The organism is Bartonella sp. AP11XZML, assembly GCF_042196445.1.
Lineage (GTDB): Bacteria > Pseudomonadota > Alphaproteobacteria > Rhizobiales > Rhizobiaceae > Bartonella.
In genome coordinates, this window is sequence record NZ_JBHIQF010000016.1 from 45,389 (window position 1) to 70,214 (window position 24,826).

Sequence of the window (24,826 nt, forward strand, 5' to 3'; positions counted from 1 at the left end):
GCCCCCAAATGTTGCGACAGCCCTTGGCACTTAAGACAGTTCATAAGAAGCATTTTTAGTCTTTTCTTATACAGTTTTGCCCACACGCCAGCCCTACTTGTGACATGCAAACAAGAGGTTTTTATTGAGTCAAAATACACAGGTTTGGAATGAAAAAACCTTACTATATTCGGGGTTCTCATTCAATATACAAAACCGTGAATTACCTATATAAATCAATTCGTTGTCAACAATCACACAAGTACGGGCGGTGTACAAAAAATCTGGTGTAATGCGCTTTCAAACCATTGGCTCAAAGCTCGATCATAGATTAAACGACCTTTCAAGTGTGCACAAGCAGGTTGAGCACCTTTTTCAGTCAATTTATGTGCCGAACGCACGACCAAACGCCGCATCATAGCGCGTGTAAATTCAGCATGAAACTGCAAGCCCCATGCATTGTTTCCATAACGAAAAGCTTGTGTAGGATATGTATTCCCTGTTGCCAAAAGCATTGCCTCTTTCGGTAAATCATAAATACCTTCATCATGGAAATGGTAGACCATCTCTGGCCAATTCATCAATTCCTTCCCTTGTGGGGTTGCTTCTAGTGGATACCAGCCGACTTCAACAGTCCCATCACTTCTTGTACCAACGCGCCCCCCTAGATTTCGCGCTAACATTTGTGCTCCAAGACAAATACCCAAAAAAGGCTTATTTTCCTTTAGTGATAACGAAATCCAATCAATTTCCTCACCAATATAGGCTTCGCTGTCATTCACACTCATCGGTCCCCCTAAAATAACAACGCCGGCATAATGCTCTAATGTATCAGGGAGTTTTTGTCCAAAAATAGGACGATAAATATCAAGAACAAAACCATTTTGTTGTAAAAATTTTCCCAACCGACCAGTATAGGTAGAGCGCCGATGAATAACGACAGCAATCCTTGGTTTGTTATTTTTTTGTTTTTTATCAAGACATCTCTGATTTAAAAACATTTTTTAACCAATCACCTCTGCTATCAAGCAAAACTTTATTTTTAAAGCATAAGAGAATAATTTTATTGGACAAGACTAACGATATTTTTTCTTCTAGGTCAATTGTTTCTTCTGAGAAAACATTCGTATTATCACATTGGTGCAATTTAAAATAAACGAAATTTTTTCCTCGATAAAGATGTTTCTTCTTCTGTTTTAACCCCTGGATCATCAACATTTAAGTGAGTTTGACTGAACATTTTTACATCTTTTTCTTTTATATCTTGTTTCTCCACCTGCACATTATGCAAAAGAGAATCATCTATAGGTGTTAATTTTTCAAGCTTCTTATCTCCAACATCATCACTTTTTCCCATAACATACTCTTTGTCTTGCTTTTTCGACACAATATTGTCCGCCTCTAATGTGAGAGAAGGCATACAAGGAGGCGCCTTCCATTCAAAACAGCCCAAACGTCCACTGATTGGAGAAACCGCTGACCAAGAAGAAAAAATGGCCCCATCACACATCCACACTGGATCACGTTCAGCACGAAGTGCTAAAGAAAGCCATTGACGCACAGCACCTTGATTGTTTCCCTGTGCCTCTTCAATATCTGCCAACAATAAATAAACACTTTCCCGTGGATGACATTGTAATGCTTTTTGTGCCTTCTCTCTTGCTAATGCTGTTTCACCAGCATCCAAAGCTGCTTTAGCAATAAGGAAAGCCGACTCAAATGCATCTTTATTATAAGAAGCAAGTGTCTTAGCCCTTTTCAATCGCCCAATGGCTCCTTCTTCTCTTTCAAGATAAAGCGCTCCCAAGTCAGGATGAGGCTCCTTTTGCCAAGCCGCTATAATCATTTTATCCGCTTTACGCGTTTCGTTTAATTTATAAAGAATATCAGCAGCAATAACTATTATTGGAACAAAATCAGGCGCCAATTTATGGGCTTTCAAAATAGCTTCACGTGCTTGTACAGGATGTGTATCAAACAAAGAAAGTGCCTGCCCACTTAGTAGTAAAACCTGTATATGCTGCCGCTCTGGAGTCGCGCGAATAGAACGCGGGAGAGCTTTTTGCGTTCTTTCAAAAATAGTAAGTGCCTTATCCCATTTACCCTCAGTACTTAACCGATCAAGCACCGCCTTATGCGCCCATAAAAGTGCTGGCGATAAAGTCAGTGCCTCTTCGGCATATTGTTGCGCTGCCTCATAAGCTTTACTCTTCATTGCTTCACGAAACAAACCATAAAGTCCAACCAGTTTTGTCGGATCTTCCTTTCTCATCTCCTCATAAAGACCGATGGCGCGAACAGAGTCATTTTGTAAAGACAAGGTTTGCGCTTGTAAGAGTTTTACCAATGGCTCTTGTTTTCCTGCAAGATATTTAGCAACCCGTGCTTCCATTTTTTGCGCAACCATACTATCACCAGCAAAAGTTGCAAGAATCCCCTTTGAAAGAGCTTCGTAACCACGCTTTTGATGGCGTTTATAAAAATAATTGCAAAGAGCATTCGGTATGGAAAAAAAGAAAGACAATAACCACCATAAAAGCACCAGCGTTACAAAAAACAAAATAAGCACACTTAACACTGTAAGAAATGAAGCAGAAAATCTGAAATGCAAAAATGTGAGAACAAAAATACCATTGTGATTAGCAACCCACGTGAAAGCTAAACCGAGGATACAAACAACAAAAATATAAATAAAAACACGTATCATCTTGGGCCTATTTACATCTTTGTTGCTTTAAAAGATCCTTGTTGCACAGACAATAACAATTGCTGCAACAACTGTTGAATAGCAATATGTCTTTCAAGCTGCTTAACAAAATCCATTGAAACATCTTTTGCACTTTGAGGCAATGATTGCCATTCGCTCAAAGCCTTTTCGTAATCACCAGCTTGAATGGCAACTTCCATGCGTGCCGCAATAGCCCCCAGCGTTGTCCCTTCAACATTTCCAATCGGTCGCGAAACAATGAGCCCTTTTATCCACGCTAAAATTCGGTCAAAAAAACCAGCATCTGACGCAACAAGATTTTGCGTACCAACAATTGCATCGGCAACATGAGCAAAATCAACTGAAAGTTGTGCTGAACTTGGAAGACCCACAGTAGCTGTTTTTTGCAACACATCAAGTCCATTAATCGAAGGCGATAATTGTTGTAACAGCTTTAATTCATTATTATAAGATCCACCACGCTCTACAGCATTTTTTAATGAACTAATTGCAGTAAAGAGCGCGGTATCTATTTCTTTTTTCTCACTATTTTTAACAGCAGTTTCTTCCTGTAGTGCTTCTAACTGTTGTTTTAACGCAGCAAGATCATTTGCATTGCTCTGCCCAACAGACAAAGCCGTCTCTATATCTTTCGACTTTCTAACAAAAGTTTGTACAGTTTCTTCAAGAGCTTTTACTTTTTCCTCTAAAATCGCAAAAGCTTTTTTGCTTTCTTCTTTCGATAGTTCATCATTTTTCGTTGTTTTAAACTGTTGTGATGAAAAAGAAGAAAACTCTGTTTTTAACGTATCAATTTCTTGAAAGACCCGCCTCAATTGTTCCTTTGTGTCTTCACCTTGACTTTTTGCGGCTTCAGCAATCTGCAAAGCTTTTTCTCCTCCAGCAGAATTTTCCACAAAAGGAGAAGGAAAAAAACCAGCCCATTGAAGCCCCATAAAAATTCCCAAAGCAATGAATCCTCCCAAAATCCCAGAAAGGGACAAGAAAAGCCAAGTTGTACTAGAGATACTTTTATCCTGACCTTGCATATTCTGTTCTTCTCGCGCATGAGATTCTACAGAATTATGGATTTTTTCCTCTGAATCATGGGGAACAGCTTCATGTTCAATAACTGGTTTCTTACGGCGCGTACCAGCATAATGTGGTTTAACTTTTGGTTTTGAAGAATCGACCATCTCTGTCACTTTTCGTGCACACTTTTTTTAATGATAAAATAATAAAATGAAAAAAGTTTTAAAAACGCAGCTTTTCTCAATAATATTTACAAGTATCGCCTTTAATAGACAAGTTTTTAAAAAACATTTGCATTTTATACTCGAAAATACAGCTTTATTTTTTAATCAACGATATCATAAAATTCAAAGAAAATGCCAAAACACATATTTTTCATAGAAAAAACAATTCTAAGAGAAATACTTTGCATCTTTTTCTGTTCATGGTACGCACGCAGGAAAGAAGCTTCAATATAAGGTTTTGTTTAAAATGCGTCTGCTGGGAATAGAAACAAGTTGTGATGAAACGGCAGCGGCTGTCATTGAATATAACAACGAATCAAACAGCCGAATTCTTTCCAATGTTGTTTGGAGTCAAATTGATCACCATGCACCTTACGGCGGTGTTGTTCCTGAAATTGCTGCTCGTGCCCATGTTGAAGTTCTTGATCATTTAATTCTGCAAGCACTAACAGAAGCAAACACAAAATTAAAAGATATTGATGGCATTGCAGCCACCAGTGGGCCTGGTTTGATAGGAGGATTGTTGGTAGGCGTTATGAGCGCAAAAGCACTCTCTCTTGCCACTGGCAAACCATTTATTGCGGTAAATCACTTAGAGGGACATGCTTTAACAGCCGTGTTAACGCACAACGTCAGCTTTCCTTATTTATTACTTTTAGTTTCAGGAGGTCATACACAAACAATTATTGTTCATGGAGTAGGCAACTATCAACGTTTAGGAACCACTATTGATGATGCATTAGGAGAAGCCTTTGATAAAACAGCAAAACTTTTAGGTCTTCCCTATCCTGGTGGACCAGCACTTGAAAAAGCAGCTTTATTTGGTGATAAAAATCGCATCCCTCTTCCACGACCTTTAAAAGGTGAAAAACGGTTAGACTTTTCTTTTTCAGGACTCAAAACTGCTGTTCGACAAGCCGCAACAGCCATAGCTCCTCTTACAGAAAATGATATTGCTGACATTGCCGCAAGTTTTCAAGCCGCCGTGACTGATACGGTACGTGATCGTGTTCACCTAGCTTTACAACACTTTGCCCACCAATATCCTCTCTCTCATGATCAAGAAAAGCATTCTCCTGCTTTAGTTGTTGCGGGCGGTGTTGCCGCAAACCAAGCCATTCGCTCTACGTTGCAAGAACTTGCCCGTCAACATGGTTTTGAATTTATAGCCCCTCCTCTTTCCTTGTGTACCGATAATGCTGCAATGATTGCTTTTGCCGGTGCACAAAAACTCGTACGAGGAGAAACAAGCTCTCTTGACATTGCACCCCGCTCACGCTGGCCATTAGATGAAAAAGCCCCGCCCTTGATCGGGATGGGACGCCGTGGAACAAAAGCATAATAAAATTGACGTCCCACACACATCTTAAAGAACGAAGATTTCTACTCAATCCGGTCTATAGATAGTCCGAATTCTCTATCGAGCAGATTCCACCTGCTTCCCACTCACACAATTCACTTAACCCAAAGATCGACACGTAAACCTAAATATTCACCACACATTCTTAAAAACTTCATGTTTCAAAAAACTGCCTTATATCATTACACTTCAAATGACAGTATTTTACAGCATAATAAGACGCACTCTATCCCACAAAGCATAGATATGAATGCCATTCGTTGACCTCATCATCTTTGATCATTTATTCGTTTCATTGTCATTGTAATCTTAAAGCTTTTTAGAACCAATTTTCTTAATTTTTTCCAACAAACTCTTATAGTAACCGCATTTCAAACCATAGCTGAAAAGATAAGCAAAGAGCAAAATACTTTTACACAACATGAAATATCAATGGAGCGCGTCTCTCTACTACACATTATTTTGAAACAAGAAAAAATAGATAATAGCCGTTCTTTACCCCATTTTAAAAATCATCGTTGATGGTATTACAAAGATGCTTATAAAAATGCATAACAGTCTATGAAAAAGGAGAACTCATGGCTTATTGGCTTTTTAAATCTGAACCCCATAAATGGTCATGGGAGATGCAAAAGAAAAAAGGAGTTAATGGCGAACAATGGGATGGTATACGCAATTATCAAGCCCGTAACAATATGCGCGCTATGAAATATGGTGATAAAGGTTTTTTTTATCACTCAAATAAAGGTTTAGAAATTGTAGGAATTGTAGAAATATGTGCTGAAGCACACCCTGATTCTACAAGTTCTGATCCACGCTGGGAATGTGTGGATATCCGCGCACTTTGTGACATGCCAACACCTGTTTCATTAAAACAAATCAAAGCCAATCCCAAACTAGCAAATATGGTGCTGGTCAAAGCCAGCCGCTTATCAGTGCAACCCGTAACAGAAGATGAATGGAAAGAAGTCTGTTTAATAGGCAACCTTAAGGAGGAAATGCTTTTATCTTAAAACAATAATTTTTATTCATTAACTCATATAAAAAGATGCTTCATAGCGCAGAAGAATAAGCTCAACACATCCTTCTGTTGAGGTATTCTCATGCTAAATGCATAAATATGATATTTTTCTTTGTCATTTTTTATCCTGCACTCTTTCTCAATACAGTCTCCTTCCAAATTACACAAAAAACCTCTTTATGATGCATCTTTTCGGCATTGCTAAAGGCAAAGCTTGCTCAACGATTATAATAAGCAACACCACGAACATAACACACAATCCCCTTCGCACACAAATGCAACAAAAAAACAAACCTGAACGTGGATAAAAACAATAAAAACGATCGTGAAGTTCTCCTAAACAGTGCATATGTGCTAAGTGTTGCACAATTCTCTTCACGCTTAAAAAACGCATCATATTGCGTGTTCATTGTTTTGCATGTTGGACGAGTGCGCCTCATACCGCAGGATTCTCTCATTTCCAACCTGTTTTATATTGAATCAATCAAAAGCTATTGGCTTGCACATTCTAAGCGGAGAAAGTCCCATATAGATAAAAAACGTGAAAGAAAGCACTAAAAATTCCTCCTATGAATCGTCTCAAGTGCCAAGGACTGTCCGCAACACCCACGAACTGGCAAAGTGAATGATAGTGCTAGCTTGTTTCTCCATAAGCGTAAAGATGATGACACTCAATAGCTAAAACACGTTCTAGAACATAAAAAACGCTTCCAACCAATACGTAAAATACTCTGCAGACGGAATACCTTCTTTTCAGCAAGCAACCATTAGAAATTATAAAAGTTTATTTTTTAGAAGCGCTCTTTTTTAATTTTCCTCTTTTAATTTTTCTTGCATGAAATCTCATTTTTCATGAAACTATATCAATCAGTGCATCAACATACCTATAAGGAAAAACATGAACCACTATACTCTTTTAATCGTTGAAGACGATGATCTACGCCCCATTTTAGTAGAACAATTGCAAATGCATCAAGAGTTTAAAATTTTCCAAGCAAAAACAGCAGAAGCGGGAATGAAAATAATCCAAGAAGAAAATATTGATCTCACTATTTTGGGATTTCAACTTCCTGATCTTGATGGCTACAAAGCCGTTAAACAATTACGCACCCAAGGATTTCGTGCCCCCATTATCATGATAATAAATTATGATACAGACTGTGATAATATTTTAGATCTTGAAACAGGCGCCAATGATTATGTAACAAAACCCTTTCGCTTTGCGGTGTTATTAGCGAGAATTCGAGCACAGTTGCGCCAATATGAACAAAATGAAGACGCAACCTTTCATATTGGTCCCTATACTTTTAAACTAAGACAAAAACTTCTTCTTGATCAATGCAACAATAAAATCTGTCTCACAGAAAAAGAAGCAGCGATCCTTAAATGTCTCTATCATGCCAATGATAAAATTGTCAGCCGTGAAACATTGTTAGAACAAGTTTGGGGATATAATGAAAATATTATCACCCATACTTTAGAAACCCATATCTATCGTTTGCGACAAAAAATCGAAAACGATCCCTCCAATGCGCAAATTCTCATAACAGATCAAAATGGTTACCGTTTAAATCTTTAATTCGAGATTTTCTGTTTCAAAAATAATTTTAATATTCTAAATGAAAACAGAAACGAGATGAAAAAACCTTCGCATATAATTCGAATGCTATTACATAGAACTTACTCTTATGACAAAAGATATAACATTATGAATAAAAAACGAAATATTCCAACATGAGAACCAGAAACAAAAATGCTTTCAAACCTCACAATATACTTTGTAACTTCTGTTTCACATGCTTTTGTTCTTTTTAAAATTTTTAATATGTTCCGCATATAAATAATCGTGATATCTTTTAGCAACATTCTTGATCATAACTATCATCTTTAGATGAGTGCTATTTATGATTATTTTTTCAGAAACACCGCTCCACGCACTGCTTTATCTCACATTCACTAGCCTAAATTGAGAAATGTTTTTTATCTTTATAGTTTTTCTCCATTCTTTATGACTTTATCTCCTCTTAAGAGGTTATATAATTCATGATATAACGCTAAATGTTTATCCTAACGATAAAGCCACTGAGCACCACCATCTTTACGCTTATAAAAGAACAAGCCAGCACCATCACACACTTATGTTAGATCTCGATGTTGCAGAGGAGCCCTTGATAATTGAGATGGTTTATAAGAAGCATTGTAATCCTTCCTTGTACAGTTTTTAACCACCATAAACCATATTATGCAAGATCCCTTGGACTCTGCTATTTTTATACTTACGAAGATACCAGCATTTTTTTCTTTTAAAATGTTTCCACTATTCATGAAATATGGTTCGGTATATAGATACTTGAGATTTTTATTCACATACCAATTCCACATATTAATATACAAAAGAATATTTTTTAATTGTAAATGCAAAAAATTGAAATAAGAGAATCCTTCTATATTTGCGGTTCTTATGCCAATGGCAAAATGATTAATTATCTTTATAAATTAAAATATTCCGCACTTGTGGTGATAAAGCAGGAATAAAAATACGTCGCGACTGACGACGCTGTACGAGCAAACCCTGATAAACACGTTTTTGTGCCTGACACATTAAGAGTCCACCAAAATAAGGCAAAAGATAGCGAGCAAATGGCTCATAAAAAAACGAGAACAACCGCGAAAAATACCCCGTAGAGGGCATATAGTGTACAATTTCTTGTATTGGCCCAGAAACAAAATTTGTTTTTTCGAACAAACGAGTAATTTGTTGCCGACTATAGGGTTCGCCATAACCAAAGGGCGTAGTAATATTGCGCGCCCAAAAGCCAGAGCGATTAGGTACAATAACGATCAAGTGGCCATTGGGTGCTAAAACACGCCATATTTCATTCAACGTTTCAAACGAATTTTCTGTATATTCTAATGCATGTACCAATAAAATACAGTCAACTGACGCATCAGGAAGTGGCAAATCTTCTTCAAAAACAAGCGCTGTAGCAACTTGCTCAGAACAAGGCCAAGGCGAAACACCCTGAGCAGCAGGCATAAAAGCAAAACATTGTTGGGCACGTTCACGCAATGTAGAAAGATAAGGAAGTGCATAACCCAATCCCATAATCCGTTTATCCGTAAGATCAGGCCACCATAAATTCAATTGGTCACACAGCGTCTTTTGCACACGCAGTCCAAGTGCAGAAGCATAAAAATCTTTCAGCGTAACGATATCCAACTCAACATACCATGTAGAAACAAATTTCAAACATTACAGATTTTCATATACCAAACCTATATGGACTTCTGCTTTTTTTCCGCAATAGCGAACATTTCAATATTGCATATCTTAAACTTAAATGATTAAAAAATCAGTACAACAGGATGATTATTGCCTTACAAGCACTTTAATCATTTTTTTGGAGATAAACCCCATAGAGGTTCTTCATACACTGTTTTCGACATCAATTAAGAAAAAAGCCAACACTGGTTAATTAAAATGAAGCAATCTTTCAAGATAGTTTTTTTCTTCTTCTGAAAGATGCTCTTTACCAAGACGTTTGCGAATTTCATCCAAAATCTGCCGCGTACGCATTTGATCACTTTCTTGTGGTAGTGCCTCGCCTTCTTGTTCTTCATCTGTTTTTGAAGAAAGTGGACGTCCTAACGGATCTTTAGGACCAGAATCAGCATTTTGATCATCTCCCGTTTCTTTAAGTGTTTCGCGCATTTTTTTCAAAACATTTTGTGCACCTTGCCTCAAAGATTCCAAAGCATCAGACTGATTTTGTATAGATACCTGATGATTTCCATTATCAAGCGCATTTTCCGCAGAATTCATTTTTTCTTCTGCCCTTTTCAACGCTCCCCCTGTTTCAAATCCTTGTTCTGATAATTCTTTTTCTAATGTTGATAATTCAGATTGCAATTCAGCTTGACGTTTTTTTAAAGATTTTTTTTGTGTTTCCGGTACATTTTCTCCGCGTTTTTGTTCCATCTCTAACTGATGTGTTTCATTGAGAATTTCTTGCTGACGACGCATTAAATCTCCAAGCTGGTCCATCTTTTCTTTCATTTGTGCAGATTGGCTTTTTTCTCCCTCATTTTGATTGCCTTTTTGCACATGCAAATGATCAAGCGTCTGTTCAACTTCTGCCAAGAGTTGTTCAGCTGCTAAAGAAGAGCCTGTTTTAGCCATTTCCTCAATTAAATTTAGCTTTTCTTGTAATGTAGCTTCAGAAAGATTAGGACTTTTTGAGCTTTTAGAATTTTTAGAAACTTGACTATCCGGTGCTTTTTCAGCCAAAGCACGAATATACTCATCCATAGCTTGACGTAAATCTGCCATAAGCCGTTCAATTTCTGCCGCTGAAGCACCGTAACGCAATGCATCACGTAAAGCAGCTTGTGCTTGTTTTAACTTTTTTTGCACGGATTCAAGTTGATTGCCTTCAATACCCAAAGCAATTTGCCATAAATAATCCACCACATCGCGCAAATCCTCGTCTGTTTGTGCTAAAGAAAGTCTTGTCCACGCACTTTGTAGAACAATAAAATGCGATGCATTTTGCAACCCCTTTTCTGGACGCACAAGCAAAGCAGAAAGCATATCCAATACACGCTCTTTCACAGAAGCATCAAGCGCTAATAAACGACGCAGTTCAACCACTGCGCGTGCAACAGGATTCGAAAAAACACGCTGTGGTAATATCATAACAAAAGTTTTGCTACGCCCTTTCTGCCCCGCACCATCTTCTGCCACCAAAGTAATTTTGACTTGCGAACCCGCCCATGGATGCGCTGATATATCCTGTACCATTCGCATTTTCCCCTTTCCACCACGCGGAAGAAGAAGCTCTATTTCCGGAGCATTATAAAGAGAAGAAGCACTTTTATTCTGAGGAAGAAAAGGCTCTATTTCAACAAAAGCCTTTGTCACACCATAATCATCATCCACCACATATCGTAACTCCAATGATCCCGTTAAAATCCTCCCTGGTTTTTCCAACCAATGAATTGTTGGAAGCGTGTCCTTAATTATCTGCAAATGCCATTGCTGTTTTTTACGACGTGATGATACAAATAAATTTATTGGATGCTTTAAATGTATTTCAAAATGAACAATTGGATCATTCAAAGCTGTTTGTTCCGTTTTCTCTGAAAACGAAACTTCCCTCCCATCTTCTACAGACTTTGCTTTTACTGTAATGCCAGCCCCATTGACAACACGCACAACAACATTACTCCCTTCAGGGATTTCTAGTTGTGTTTTCTCATCTTTTGTCAAATAAATCGGTGCCACACCGGTATAAGCAGGTGGTGTTACCCAAGCATCAATCCGCATGAGTTTTTCATCAACGATAGGACGAAAATCAAAGGCATCAGCCAAACGCCCCCCTTGTGAACCAAAAGAAAAACTAAAAGCGCACACAAAAAGAAGAGCACACAAAGCCCTCAAAGCTAAAGGATCATAATCCGCACTATTAAGAGAGATAAATCCAGTTTTTAAATGGTATAATTGCTTTGCCATTCGGCGTTGATGTTCACGCCAAATAACAGCACTAAAATCTTCATCATTTTCAGAACATAAACGATCTGTCTGAATATTCAAAGGCTGGTGTCTAAGATCATTGACGCGTTCAAGGCGGCAATTTACTTCCCGCATTGTGGGAAACCGAAAACGAATAAGAAAAAATAAACTCGCCCCAGCACAAATAAGTATAACCCCAAGTAAGAGCAAATGTGACCAATAGCCCAAAATACCAAAAAGTCCCAACCAGCTAAACGAACAAAAGAGACTAAGAACGAGGAAAAATGGCAACAACCGTACCCACATCCGTTCAAATGAAAGGATCCCCCACATCAAAATGCGCACACACAAAAGCTTCATTGCAAAACCTTTGATGTTTTTATTTTTCATAAACAAGCATTTATCCCCTTTTATCGTGGTGCATTAAGATCATAAACCCCATACAAAACAATTTCTAGAAAATAAATTGTTTCATCAAAGTTTAGTAAAAATAAGACCCAAAATATTTAATAATGCTCAATCTAATTTGGGCTCAATCCAATCTGGAATATGATCACAGCCTATCAATTGTGCATAATCAAGGCGTGGACGAATGACTGCATAACGCGTATCCTGAACCAGAACTTCCGGCACCAAAAGTCGACTATTATAAGTGCTTGCCATCACTGCGCCATAAGCCCCTGCTCCTGTTAACATCAAAACATCACCCGCTTTCAACACTGGTAAAGAACGTTCCAAACCTAAATAATCACCAGTTTCACAAATAGGACCGACAATATCAGCATTAATCAGAGGGGCATCTATTGGTGTTTTTTTCACTGGCATTACATTTTGCCACGCATCATAAAGCGTTGGACGCATGAAATCATTCATCGCCGCATCAACAATAACAAAATTTCGTCCTTCCCCCTTTTTTAAATACACAACCGATGTCACCAACACACCGGCTTCACCAACAATACTACGCCCAGGTTCTAGGATAATATTGATCCCTAAAGGCGCAATATGTTTCTTTACCAGTGCTGCATACTCAAAAGGAGAAGGTACTGGATGCTGCTCATAACCATAAGGAATACCAAGCCCGCCCCCAATATCGATATGGGTTATCGCATAACCATTATTCCATAATTGACGCACAAAATCTGCAACAATAACAAATGCATCCTCAAACGGTTTTAAATCACAAATTTGACTGCCAATATGGAGATCAACACCACACACATGAAGACCGGGCAATTGAGCTGCTTTTTTATATGCATCACCCGCCAAAGACAGTGGAATACCAAATTTATTCTCAGACTTACCTGTTGTAATTTTCTTGTGAGTCTTAGCATCCACATCAGGATTAAGGCGTAAAGAAATACGAGCTGTTTTTGAAAGCGCAGCAGCCCGCGCCGATAATTGTTCAAGTTCTGGCTCTGATTCAACGTTAAAACAATAAATATCTTGTGCAAGAGCAAAATCTATTTCTCTCACTGTTTTACCAACACCAGAATAAACAATATTCTGCGCAGGAATACCAACAGCAAGTGCACGCCGTAATTCCCCTTCTGAGACCACATCAGCTCCCGCTCCATTGTTAGCTAAAAGTTGTAAAACTGCTTGATTGGAATTCGCTTTAACCGCATAAGCAATTAAACTCGGCATATCATGAAATGCATTCTGATAATCTTTAAAATGTGCAACGATTGCGCTAGCTGAATAACAATAAAAAGGTGTTCCAACTTCCCGCGCAAGTTCCAAAAGAGAAAGACCTTCAGCGTGAAGCACACCCTGATGATAAGAAAAAAAACGCATAAAAATTCCTATTGTATTAACCGATCAAGAATAAAAGGTTTATCTGTTTTGCCTTGAGAAACAAAAGTTCTTTGTGAAGAATTCACTCCTGTTGAAGGAGGTAACTCTAATGACCCTTTACGCCCACACCCAACAATACCCAAGCCCCCCAAAAGGACAATCACCAACCCCTTTAATATAATTTTCATTTGTCCTCTTTCCTCATCTCGATTTCTTTTTTACCTTTAAAATACAATCACTCAAGCGCTCACGAGACGCTTTTTCCAATACGCAATTTGCCGAAGAACCTCTGAAGGCGCTGTTCCCCCAAAGCTTTTACGACTTTCAACAGATTTTTCAACGGTCAAAACATCAAAAAGTGTCGCATTGATATCAGGACAAATTGCTTGAAGTTCATCTAATGATAAATCATGAAGGCGACACTGTTTTTTTTCTGCCAATGCCACAGCACACCCTGTGATGTGATGTGCTTTGCGAAAAGGAATCCCTAAATTGCGTACAAGCCAATCAGCAAAATCTGTAGCTGTTGCATACCCTAAATCCGCTGCTTGTTTCATGGCTTTTTTATTCACTTTCAAATCAGCAATCATCCCTGTCATTGCTGCTAGTGATAATTCCAAACTCAAAGCCCCATCAAACACATATTCCTTATCTTCTTGCATATCCTTTGAATAAGCAAGCGGTAATCCTTTCATCACCGTTAACAATCCCATAAGCGCACCATTCAATCGACCTGCTTTCGCTCGTACTAACTCTGCCGCATCAGGATTTCTCTTTTGTGGCATAATAGAAGACCCTGTTGAAAAAGCATCTGATAAATGAATAAAACAAAACTGTGCACTTGACCAAAGGACAATTTCTTCCGCCAATCGCGAAAGATGTGTTGCACAAAGAGCGCCAGCGCTTAAAAATTCCAATGCAAAGTCACGATCTGAAACACTATCAATTGAATTGCGTGTAGGTTCGCGAAAGCCTAGCGCTTTTGCTGTCATAAAACGGTCAATTGGAAAGCCTGTCCCCGCTAAAGCAGCCGCCCCTAAAGGCGATTCATTCATTCGCTCAACAGCATCACGCATCCGCGATAAATCTCGACCAAACATTTCAACATAAGCCATCATATAATGACCCAATGTTACGGGTTGAGCCAATTGTAAATGCGTAAAGCCTGGCATAAAGGTATCAACATGTTGTTCTGCGCGAATAAGTAATTGCTCTATCAATCCTTTTAAAGCTTGTGCTATTTTTTGCGTTGCTTCACGTACCCACAAGCGAAAATCAACAGCAACTTGATCATTGCGTGAACGCGCCGTATGCAAACGTCCTGCTACAGGACCAATCAACGCACTCAACCGCGCTTCAATATTCATATGAATATCTTCAAGTTTTCGTGAAAAAACAAATTTACCGTCTTCAATTTCTTGGCGAATAAGTTTCAAACCATGAACAATTTTTTCATAATCTGATTGTGAAATGATTTTCGTTTGCGCTAACATAGCTGCATGAGAAAGAGAACCTTCAATATCTTGTCGATAAAGTTTTTGATCAAAATCAATAGAGGCATTAATTTCTTCCATAATTGCAGCAGGACCTGCCGCAAACCGACCACCCCACATTTGGTTCTTTAACTTCTCATCTGTCATATTCTGAAAACACCCATCCAAAGGACAAAATTATGATTTTTCAAATTTTCATCAGCGAAAAAAACAATAAAAAAAGGCAACTCTCCCTTGCATTCTTTATCATTGCACTGAGTTTATACGCAACCATAAACTACGATACCAAAAGAGAGTTTTTTCTTTTCAATTTCATTTCAGCAGCACAAGCACAAGAAATAAACATTAATAAAGCACGAGCAGAAAAAATGATGGCGATACGAAAAGCAGCAAAAGGCTTTTTTAGCCACATACGATTTGCTGATACGCTCTCAGATATGAATAAACTCTCTTTCAAGGATATTCAAGGAAAAGAGCGCACACTCAGCGAATTTACCGGAAAACCAATGCTGGTCAATCTATGGGCTATTTGGTGTGCACCTTGCCGCACAGAAATGCCTGAACTTGCGCAATTAAAACGTGAATTAGGTGGAGAAAACTTTGATGTCATAGCTATAAATATCGATAAAACTGCTTCTCCTGAAAAAATTCAGCAATTTTTACAGAATATTCATTCAGATAATTTGCTTTACTATCGCGATGAAACAATGGATATTTTCAACAATGTTAGAAAACAGGGGCTCGCTTTAGGACTCCCCATTACATTGCTCATTGATAAAGAGGGATATCTCATTGCTTCCTTCAATGGTGCAGCTCCATGGGCCAATGACGATGCCAAAGCACTTATAAAAGCAGTCATTAAAGAAGCCCTATAACTTTAATAACCGCGTCTTTTTAAACGTTGTATAACAAGATCCAGTGCTGACAAAAAAGCAGAACGGTCTTTACGAGAAAAAGGACGGGGACCACCTATTATACTACCCTGTCCACGCAAATCTTCCATCAAATTGCGCATCGCCAAAGCCTGACCAATTGAATTTACATCAAAAATACGCCCCGTTGGCGAAAGACAAAAACCCCCAGCTTGCACAACCCGCGCTGCTAAAGGAATATCACTGGTAATAACGATACTTGCCTCATGCACATGTTCTACGATCCAATCATCAGCACCATTGAATTCACCAGCAACGACCACTCTTTCAATGAGTGCTTCATCTGGAAGGGACAAAGAACGATTTGCCACAACAAATGTCTTAAGCTGATAACGATTCATCACACGATAAACTTCATCTTTTACAGGACAAGCATCTGCATCAATCAACAAAGTGATAGCAGGCTTTATTGGGATAATCATACCTTGGCTTTCAAGCAATAATAAGCTCTTTCATTTATCTGAATGTTGCAAATCCTTGCGATAAAACATTATCGCCGCGTTTATTTCTCCTCCCAAAATAAAAATTGCACTCAATATGTACAGAAAAATAATAGCAACCATAATAGATGCCAACCCTGCATAGGTAGAAATATAATCAAACATCGTTAAATATTGCGCAAAAGCGATAGAAGCCATAAACCATATAAACATTGTCACCACTATTCCTGGTAAAATATCTATAATTTTCCGCCGCCCTGCTGGAAGCCATTTATGAACAATCAAAAGACTGATAAACAAAATAACGATTGCAACTGTATAACGCCATACACGAATAACAGCAATATATTCAGTCATAAAAAAAGAATGATTTTGCATAATTTTGATCAACAAAGGCGCCAGAATCAATAAAAAACTAATCACAACAAGACCAACAGCTCCAAGGATTACAAAAAACAGACTTTGAAAACGACAAAATAACAAACTCCGTCGATCAGTAACACGGTAAGCTTTATTTAAAGCCGTACGCAAAGCCTCTATCCCATTAGAAGCAAAATAAGCCGCTCCAATGACAGAAAGCGTCAACACACCTCCTCGATGAATGGTTAAAACATTAACAATTTCCTGAGATAAAGGCTCTGCAATAACATCAGGCAATAACTGCACCAGTGCTTTAATTTTTTGCGGTGTATAAGTAAAAGCACCTAGAAAACGAGCAAAAGATGTTCCAAAAATAAAAAAAGGGAAAAATGCTAAAAGCCCCGATAGCGCAACATGGCTTGCAAAAGCACTCCCATTATCACGCCAATAATGACTTACTGCGTCACACAAAATACGATAGCTATACCAAAAGATATTTTTTAACAAAACTCAATACTTTCTGGTAAAATTCTTCCTCAGTCTATTTCAAGTTTTATAAAAATCATCAAAACTCTGCAAATAAACATTTTGCAATGTTGCAATATAACGGTCAATAATCAATACGGTCAAGCCCGACTTTATACCAAAACAAAAACAATAACCCACTCTATGAAGTTCTACAACGACCTCATTTTTTTGTTACTTCTACAGATCAGTAACCTCTTCTGTACATCATATGCCCTATAGAGAACTAAGCAAGATGATCGTGCACACATAAAACCTTTTGAAGTCATGGTTATCTATATCGGAGCAATCGCCACTCTTTTTTATTGCAATCTATGACTGAGTAGAGAAAAAACTTCTTATCGGTTTTTAGAAAAAACCAACGAAATTCAACAAAAACCTCTTGTTTTTACTCACCCTTTTTTAGAAACATTCTGACGCCCAAAATCAGGAGCATCAATTTCCTGTCCAGCATCAATAATATTGCGGCGTACAGCACGCGTACGTGTAAAAAAGTTAAACAGTGTCTCACCATCTCCTAAATGAATTGCCCGTTCTAAAAAAGCAAGCCCCTCACTAAAACGGCTCAACATTTCTAAAATAGCATCCTTATTATGCAAACAAATATCTCGCCACATAACGGGATCAGAAGATGCTAAACGCGTAAAATCACGAAAACCGGAAGCGGAATAAGCAATCACTTCCGAATTTGTTACTTTTTCTAAATCACTCGCTGTCCCAACAGTATTATACGCAATCAAATGGGGTAAATGTGAAACAATAGCCAAAACAAGATCATGATGCTTAGGTTCCATCTTTTCGACACGCGCACCACAAGCTTCCCAAAACGCTGTTAATTGTGCGACAGCAGCAGCATCGCTATCCGCAAAAGGCGTTAAAATACACCAACGATTCATAAATAAATCAGCAAAACCAGCATCCGGTCCTGAATATTCCGTTCCAGCAATTGGATGCCCTGGAATAAAATGAACCGTTTTTGGCAATAAAGGTGCCATTTCCGCAATAACCAACGCTTTCGTAGAACCAACATCACTCACAATCGCTCCAAGTTTTAAATGATCACGAATGGTTTTTGTCACTTCTGCACTAGCCCCAACAGGAACAGAAAGAATAACCAAATCTGCTCCTTCAACAGCTTTTGCATTATCTGTCGTATAAAAGTCCCCAAGCTCCAATTCACGCGCTCTTTTCAGGGTTTCTGGACGACGTGTTGCAATAGAAATCTGAGCCGCAAGATTTTTCTTTTTAATCACTCTTGCTAAAGAAGACCCAATCAGACCGATCCCAATGAGTGCTATTTTTTCAAACTGAATATAGAGCATCTTTCACCTTCAAAGATTCTTTGCAAATGGCAATAAAGACTAATTGTAAAATCACAATTTTCTTGTTTGTTTGTTCAAGAGTTATGCGTAAAACATTAAAAAATGACAACTAGGGAATAAAGAATAACGCAGTTTACCAATTATCACCTGCGCAAGCTGACAACAGATCACTTTACCTAGAAAACACATAAAAAATAAATGACGAGAAATTTAACATCACGCTCTAAAACTCCCTCTTAATTACTGATCAAAGCGCAACACCGAAACAAAATAAAATGCACTCTCAATTAGGATAACAACGACTCTACATAAAATCCCATCAGTTTACTTTATCTTACTAATTTACTCACAAAAAAACACATCAAAAGCGTAAGCAGACACTAACTCTTCTCCAATTATCCCGATACGTTCATTAATTTGTACATTAGACCTATATAAAACGTATTGCGCCTCCACCTACAACATCAACATAAGTTTCGCGAATATTGAAAACACCGTAAAACAACGCATACCAAAAGATACCATTAAAAACATTTTCCTCTCCCGATTCCGGATACCGTAAATCAAATAAATATGAGAAAAACACGCCCTCTCAATAAAGAAAAAGTTTGATAACAAAAACACCGAATATCCCTTTAATGGAATCACACCCCTCACGTAAAACAGAACGCCCTCAACAGAATAAATTTGGATTACAAATTCATGGGTTTGTTTTAAAAGACATCTCGCTCCCTGGCCTATCTCACGACAGTGTTCGTAAATGTTATAACTATAAATCTATTAAGCACGACCCTCTTCACACTTAATAAAACACTATCATTATATTTTCCTACCCCCAATGTTGCAAAAAACCTTGGAATTTGAGAGCATTCATAAGAGGCATTTTTAGTGCTTTCTTGTACAGTTTTTATCCACACGCCCCCCCACTTATGACGTGCAAAAGACATTGTTCTGATTGATTTAATATGAAAAATAATAAATTATTAATAATAAACAATGGCTAGCTCTGTTTATGAGACACATTCATTGCTAAGATAATCATCTCTGTATCAAACATAAAAGTTTCCCCATAGGTGCTGTGGTTTTCATCATAATCTATTTTGACTTTCTTCTCATCCCATGAAGATTCTTAATTCACACCGATCTGCAAACAATTCATTTTCTTGTCTAAAAGATTCCTCTGGCTCACAATTTTAAGTGATTCAATTAATCTATAATACATTGATTTATAAAAATAATACTTTTTTTCAATTTGAATCATAACTTCGAATACTGTAAAATTCTTCCATCACAAACCCTCTTATCAATTAAAATCTCTTGGCTACACGTCACAAGAAGACATGTGAGAAAAAATGATGAAAAACGCTCTCTAATGCTAAAAACTGTAGTAACATTAGAGGCTAGCAAAGTACATAATGAGTGTCGACTTGCGCTTTTATTAAGCATAAAGATAGAGTTGCTCTATGGGTTTTATATTCTTCACAAGGAACTTTACTTCTACACCATTCATAAACACCGCCGCGAAATAGATATGACGCGCATTGAAAAATATTTCTAAGAAAGCGTATGAATCTACCATACAAGTGTCTTCTGTTGTTTGAGATACTCTGTTTTACATGGGGGTGTTACTCCATTAAGACTCTATGAACCAACCTAATATTCACTAAATACCCACACAAAAAAACATCGAACACATAAAATTTGATATGGGCCTCGTATCACTACCCTAAAAACAGTATTTTACGACACAACAAAATAATAAAACTGTTTCAAAATGGCCTTTTGAAAATAAACTATTTCTTTTGAAGAAAAATTTCTATCAAGCTTTCAAGCTCCTAAAATGCATCCTCAAAAATACAAGTTCCATCAACCTCTACTTGATAGCATAACAGTTTTAATTACTGAAAATACCTCTGTGGTATACCAAAAATAAAAAATCATTATATTTCTAGGCTGTTAAGCTGCCATCTGGCGTCGTGCAATAATTGTAAGCCCTAACAAAACTTGACGAATGATAGCTTCGCCCAAAAGTGGATTTTTACGACTGTCTAAAACAGCACTCTGAATTCTTTCCATTGCATAAGAAATTTGTTCTAACTTCCAATATTTTAAAGCTTGTTCAACGATCTTTTTCCGTTGAAAAAAAATGGGAGGGCGTGCCTGAGAAACCACCGTAAAAGGTGAATTTCCTTCAACCTCTACCTGATAACGCAATAGCTGTAATTGCTGAAAATGCCTTTGAGCTGTACTCAAAATTAAAAAAAGTGCCCCTTGCACTGCTGCATGTCGGTTAAAATGCGCTTCAAAGCCTGATATATCGCCCAATAAAAGAGCATCAATGACTTCATCTTGAGAAAGAGCACTGACATCGCTTACAACAGCTTTCACATCTTCAAGAGTAATATGAACATTTGCAGCGTAAAGACAAAGCTTTTCTAATTCACTGCGTGATACAAGGCGATCCGCCCCTAAACATTCATGCAACCATCTACGTGCATCTAAAGAAAGAGCCTTCTTAAACTGTCCTAAAACCTCATCAATCAAACCGTCAAGAGACCGCATATCATCGGCAAAACAGGGCAAAGCCATCGCTTTTGATGCTGTTTCAATAGCATTGCGCAACCCTGTTCCTTTTTTTAAATCCCCTGCCTCAATGAGAATAAAACAAGCTTCTGGTGGTTTCTCAATTAAAAGCTTTAAGGCAGCAAGAAAACCTTTTTGGTTAGCAGCATTAGAGATCCATATCAAACGATCTCCCCCAAAAAGCGATAACGTACGCGCTTCATTTTCTAAACGTGCAGGATCTTTATCAATTTCAGCAGCATCCAAACGAATTGTCGAAAATGGATCTTCTATTGCTACCCGTGTAAGTTTTGCAAAACATTGTGCACGCTCACAAATAAGACCACGATCTGGCCCATAAATGAGAACAATAGGAAAAGCACGTGAAAAACGCATTAGAAACTGATCAACTTCATGTGCTTTTTTCTGAGCCACACTATTAATCCATTAACAGTTCATCATCATCAAGAACTTCCCCGCGAACTTTCTGAAACATGCCAATTAAATCATTTACATCCAAGCCCTTACGCTCTTCATGACAGACATCCAAAATCACTTTTCCACCATGCAACATCAAGGTACGATCGCCATAATCAAGAGCCTGACGCATAGAATGAGTCACCATGATAGTCGTTAATTTTTTCTCTTCAACGATTTTTTCAGTCAACCGCATCACAAAATCAGCCATTCCAGGATCAAGCGCTGAGGTATGTTCATCAAGCAATAAAACATCCGCATGTGCGAATGTTGCCATCACAAGACAAACTGCTTGGCGTTGCCCACCTGACAAACTATCCATAGGATTATGAATATATGCTTCAAGACCAATGCCTAATTGAGCAATTTTCTCTCGAAAAAATTGCCGTTTCTCATGATTTAAAGCCGCACGCAAACCACGACGACTTCCTCGAAGAGCAGCAAGAGCCAAATTTTCTTCAATTGTTAAAGAACCACAACTTCCCTCTAACGAATCTTGAAAAACACAAGCAATCTTTCCAGCGCGTTCACTGACTGATTGCCTAGAAACATTTTGTCCATTGATAACCACTTTCCCCGTTGAGGGAAGCGTTGCACCCGCTAAAACACTGAGCAACGTTGATTTACCAGCACCATTTGAACCAATAACCGTAACAAAACTACCCTGATCAATTTTCAGGTTAATATCAATTAAAGCCTGTTTTTCCAGAGGTGTTTGCGGTTTAAATGTGACCCCAACATGAAAAAACTCAATCACGTTTATGCCTCCTCCAATAGCGTGGCACAATAAGGGTTAAAACAACCAACAGCGAAGTAATCAACTGAAGATCTGTCGACGTATCAATGCCAATGCCATTTGCTTCAAATGCAAATTGCACCGCCACACGATAAAGCACAGACCCTACAATACAGCTGATTATAATCCAAAAAATATTGCGCGTACGAAAGAGAGTTTCACCGATAATCACGGCTGCCAACCCAAAAACAATTGTTCCAATTCCACCGGTAATATCTGTTGCAATCGCAGTTTGAATATAAAGAGAACCACCAAGTGCCACACACGCATTGGAAAGCCCCATTCCAAAATATATCAATGCTGATGTATGGACACCTTGCGCCGTCGCCATGCGTGGATTAGCGCCCATTGCACGCATAGCAAGACCAATTTCACTTTCCAAAAAGCGCCAAATCAAAAACGCCATAACGAGCAACACAATACCAACGAAAAGAGGACGCACAAAAATATCAGACAAACCAAACAGATTATAAAAGGGCGTTAACGCCGTATCAGCAAGAGCTAAATTAACATTAGACCCTCCCATAATTCCCATAATACGTAGATTAACCGTATAGAGTGCTGACATTGTTAAAATAGAAGCTAAAAGATTCAAAATGCCAAAACGCAAATTCAATAGAGCTGTTAATAAACCAGCCACCATACCTGCACAAAAAGCGCATGCCATAGCTGTCCATGCATTGAAACCCAAGAGAATCAAAACACCACAGACACAGGAACCAAGAAGAAACGATCCATCAACTGTTAAATCAGGAAAATCTAAAACCCGAAATGAAAGATAAACCCCTATAGCAACAAACGCATAAATAAGGCCTAATTCCACAGCACCAGAAAACGCAAATATATTCATGTAAAGACAATCCCCATGAAAACTTAACGTATTTTTATTGTATCAACACTCTATCAATAAAAGTTATTGAATCACTTTTGTTGCACGGTCAATAACTGCCTGCGGAATAACAATCCCTGCTTTTTGGGCTGCTTTCAAATCAATTCGAATGTCATTATTAGCCGCCTGCACAACATCAATATCACCAGGCTTTTCACCCTTTAGAATACGCACAACCAATTTCCCAGCATCAACCCCTACATCATAGAAATTCACACCTTGCGTCATAAAAGGCCCACGCCCGATAGTATTAGCATCAACAGTAAATACAGGCATATTGGCTTCCTCTGAGACCTTTATTGCACCTTCTAAAACAGATAAAATCGTATTATCAGCAGGAACAAAAATAATATCGACCTTACCGATTAAAGCGCGTGTTGCTGCCTGAACATCTGAAGGCTTTGGTGCCGATGAGGGAATAATTTCAATTCCAGCTTTTTTTGCTACATCCTTTAACGTTTTAAGTGTCGAAACAGAATTTGCCTCAGAAGCATTATAAAGATAACCAATTTTTTTCAAATCTGGTTTTACTTCTTGTAAAAGTCTAACACTTTCTGCAACATCTATACGATCAGAACTCCCCGTCATATTACCGCCAGGTTTGGTAAGTGAAGAAACGATTTTAGCTCCGATAGGATCAGAAATTGCTGCAAAGACGATAGGAATTGTTTTTGTTGCCGCAAGCATCGTTTGTGCTGAAGGCGTGGTAATTGCTACAATAACATCGGGTTTATCACCAACAAATTTACGCGCAATTTGCGTTGCTGTTGAAATATTACCCTGCGCTGATAAAAAGGTAAGTTGAAAATTTTCACCTTGCTTATAACCATTTGCTGCAAGCACATCTTCCACACCTTTACGAACAGCATCCGCAGCAGGATGGACCATAATTTGCGTTATTGCAACTTTAACGTGTTTAACTTGGTCATCGGCCTTTGCAACACTGTTCATCATAAAAACAGTTGCAATGATAACCCCTAATATATTTATTCTCTTCAACATTATATTCCACCCCTCTCCATGCAAAAATTAAAAAAGGAATAATTTATTACTGAAGAATTTTCTAAAATCAATCTTTATTTCATTTTATTTAAACATGGACAAAATAAATCAAACTAAAATGATATTTTTTTGTTGCAATTCGTAGAAGCCTACGCCATACAGACAAGACATATATCGAATCGGTAAGCGGGTGTAGCTCAGGGGTAGAGCACAACCTTGCCAAGGTTGGGGTCGTGGGTTCGAATCCCATCGCCCGCTCCATTGAATTTTGTATTTATTCGTTCTTGTATGGAGTTATAGTTGTAGCTTGCCAGTTGTAGCTTGCCAGCAGGTTTTGTATAATTTGCCACTAGGTTTTGTACCAATTTATTTTTCTCAAAGAGTTTTAAAGATGTT

19 protein-coding genes and 1 tRNA gene are annotated in these 24,826 nt (G+C 38.1%); 5 read left to right on the forward strand and 15 right to left on the reverse strand.

Going from position 1 to position 24,826, the window contains the following annotated elements; all coding sequences use genetic code 11:
- Window positions 1-233 precede the first annotated feature (233 nt).
- From ACFIMG_RS01445 to ACFIMG_RS01455, 3 genes are all read right to left on the reverse strand, one after another.
- A complete protein-coding gene (locus tag ACFIMG_RS01445; protein WP_375606037.1) occupies window positions 234-980 on the reverse strand; it encodes a glutamine amidotransferase in 747 nt (248 codons plus the stop codon).
- A 146-nt stretch (window positions 981-1,126) separates the two neighbouring features.
- Entirely contained in the window at window positions 1,127-2,686 is a 1,560-nt protein-coding gene (locus ACFIMG_RS01450; RefSeq protein WP_375678680.1) for a heme biosynthesis protein HemY, read from the reverse strand.
- Window positions 2,687-2,697: 11 nt separating this feature from the next.
- On the reverse strand, window positions 2,698-3,882 hold the full coding sequence (locus ACFIMG_RS01455; RefSeq protein WP_375678681.1) for a COG4223 family protein: 1,185 nt from the start codon (window positions 3,880-3,882) through the stop codon (window positions 2,698-2,700).
- A 307-nt stretch (window positions 3,883-4,189) separates the two neighbouring features.
- On the opposite strand from ACFIMG_RS01455, the gene tsaD reads away from it, so the two are divergent.
- From tsaD to ACFIMG_RS01470, 3 genes are all read left to right on the forward strand, one after another.
- Window positions 4,190-5,284, forward strand: a complete 1,095-nt coding sequence (gene tsaD / locus ACFIMG_RS01460; protein WP_375678682.1) for a tRNA (adenosine(37)-N6)-threonylcarbamoyltransferase complex transferase subunit TsaD — start codon at window positions 4,190-4,192, stop codon at window positions 5,282-5,284.
- A gap of 596 nt (window positions 5,285-5,880) precedes the next feature.
- Window positions 5,881-6,315, forward strand: a complete 435-nt coding sequence (locus ACFIMG_RS01465) for an EVE domain-containing protein (RefSeq protein WP_375678683.1) — start codon at window positions 5,881-5,883, stop codon at window positions 6,313-6,315.
- A 906-nt stretch (window positions 6,316-7,221) separates the two neighbouring features.
- On the forward strand, window positions 7,222-7,902 hold the full coding sequence (locus tag ACFIMG_RS01470; protein ID WP_375678684.1) for a response regulator transcription factor: 681 nt from the start codon (window positions 7,222-7,224) through the stop codon (window positions 7,900-7,902).
- Between the two features lie 900 nt (window positions 7,903-8,802).
- Here the strand turns inward: ACFIMG_RS01470 and ACFIMG_RS01475 are convergent.
- The 5 genes from ACFIMG_RS01475 to argH form a co-directional block, all read right to left on the reverse strand.
- On the reverse strand, window positions 8,803-9,573 hold the full coding sequence (locus ACFIMG_RS01475; RefSeq protein WP_375678685.1) for a class I SAM-dependent methyltransferase: 771 nt from the start codon (window positions 9,571-9,573) through the stop codon (window positions 8,803-8,805).
- A gap of 222 nt (window positions 9,574-9,795) precedes the next feature.
- Entirely contained in the window at window positions 9,796-12,225 is a 2,430-nt protein-coding gene (locus tag ACFIMG_RS01480) for a TIGR02302 family protein (protein WP_375678686.1), read from the reverse strand.
- A gap of 126 nt (window positions 12,226-12,351) precedes the next feature.
- Window positions 12,352-13,632, reverse strand: coding sequence for a diaminopimelate decarboxylase (gene lysA, locus ACFIMG_RS01485; RefSeq protein ID WP_375678687.1), 1,281 nt, complete (start codon window positions 13,630-13,632; stop codon window positions 12,352-12,354).
- A gap of 8 nt (window positions 13,633-13,640) precedes the next feature.
- Window positions 13,641-13,820, reverse strand: coding sequence for an LPS translocon maturation chaperone LptM (locus ACFIMG_RS01490; protein ID WP_375678688.1), 180 nt, complete (start codon window positions 13,818-13,820; stop codon window positions 13,641-13,643).
- Between the two features lie 51 nt (window positions 13,821-13,871).
- Window positions 13,872-15,272, reverse strand: a complete 1,401-nt coding sequence (argH, locus tag ACFIMG_RS01495) for an argininosuccinate lyase (protein WP_375678689.1) — start codon at window positions 15,270-15,272, stop codon at window positions 13,872-13,874.
- Window positions 15,273-15,304: 32 nt separating this feature from the next.
- On the opposite strand from argH, the gene ACFIMG_RS01500 reads away from it, so the two are divergent.
- Complete coding sequence (locus tag ACFIMG_RS01500) at window positions 15,305-16,000, forward strand: TlpA disulfide reductase family protein (RefSeq protein WP_375678690.1); 696 nt, start codon at window positions 15,305-15,307, stop codon at window positions 15,998-16,000.
- 2 nt (window positions 16,001-16,002) lie between these two features.
- Here ACFIMG_RS01500 and ACFIMG_RS01505 read toward each other — a convergent pair whose 3' ends face one another.
- The 7 genes from ACFIMG_RS01505 to ACFIMG_RS01535 form a co-directional block, all read right to left on the reverse strand.
- Window positions 16,003-16,479, reverse strand: a complete 477-nt coding sequence (locus tag ACFIMG_RS01505) for a YaiI/YqxD family protein (protein WP_375612882.1) — start codon at window positions 16,477-16,479, stop codon at window positions 16,003-16,005.
- A 30-nt stretch (window positions 16,480-16,509) separates the two neighbouring features.
- The gene (locus ACFIMG_RS01510) at window positions 16,510-17,364 is read right to left on the reverse strand and encodes a YihY/virulence factor BrkB family protein (RefSeq protein ID WP_375612736.1); all 855 of its coding nucleotides are present in this window, start codon (window positions 17,362-17,364) and stop codon (window positions 16,510-16,512) included.
- Between the two features lie 410 nt (window positions 17,365-17,774).
- The gene (locus ACFIMG_RS01515; RefSeq protein ID WP_375678691.1) at window positions 17,775-18,704 is read right to left on the reverse strand and encodes a prephenate/arogenate dehydrogenase family protein; all 930 of its coding nucleotides are present in this window, start codon (window positions 18,702-18,704) and stop codon (window positions 17,775-17,777) included.
- 1,956 nt (window positions 18,705-20,660) lie between these two features.
- A complete protein-coding gene (gene holA / locus ACFIMG_RS01520) occupies window positions 20,661-21,701 on the reverse strand; it encodes a DNA polymerase III subunit delta (protein WP_375678692.1) in 1,041 nt (346 codons plus the stop codon).
- A 4-nt stretch (window positions 21,702-21,705) separates the two neighbouring features.
- Window positions 21,706-22,500 carry an ABC transporter ATP-binding protein gene (locus ACFIMG_RS01525; RefSeq protein WP_375678693.1) on the reverse strand — a complete coding sequence of 265 codons (795 nt, stop codon included), beginning with the start codon at window positions 22,498-22,500 and terminating at the stop codon, window positions 21,706-21,708.
- Complete coding sequence (locus ACFIMG_RS01530; protein ID WP_375639923.1) at window positions 22,493-23,389, reverse strand: ABC transporter permease; 897 nt, start codon at window positions 23,387-23,389, stop codon at window positions 22,493-22,495. Before ACFIMG_RS01530 ends, ACFIMG_RS01525 begins: the two co-directional genes overlap by 8 nt.
- Before the next feature lie 63 nt (window positions 23,390-23,452).
- Window positions 23,453-24,430 carry an ABC transporter substrate-binding protein gene (locus ACFIMG_RS01535; RefSeq protein WP_375678694.1) on the reverse strand — a complete coding sequence of 326 codons (978 nt, stop codon included), beginning with the start codon at window positions 24,428-24,430 and terminating at the stop codon, window positions 23,453-23,455.
- Between the two features lie 186 nt (window positions 24,431-24,616).
- On the opposite strand from ACFIMG_RS01535, the gene ACFIMG_RS01540 reads away from it, so the two are divergent.
- A tRNA-Gly gene (locus tag ACFIMG_RS01540) sits at window positions 24,617-24,691 on the forward strand.
- Window positions 24,692-24,826: the final 135 nt, after the last annotated feature.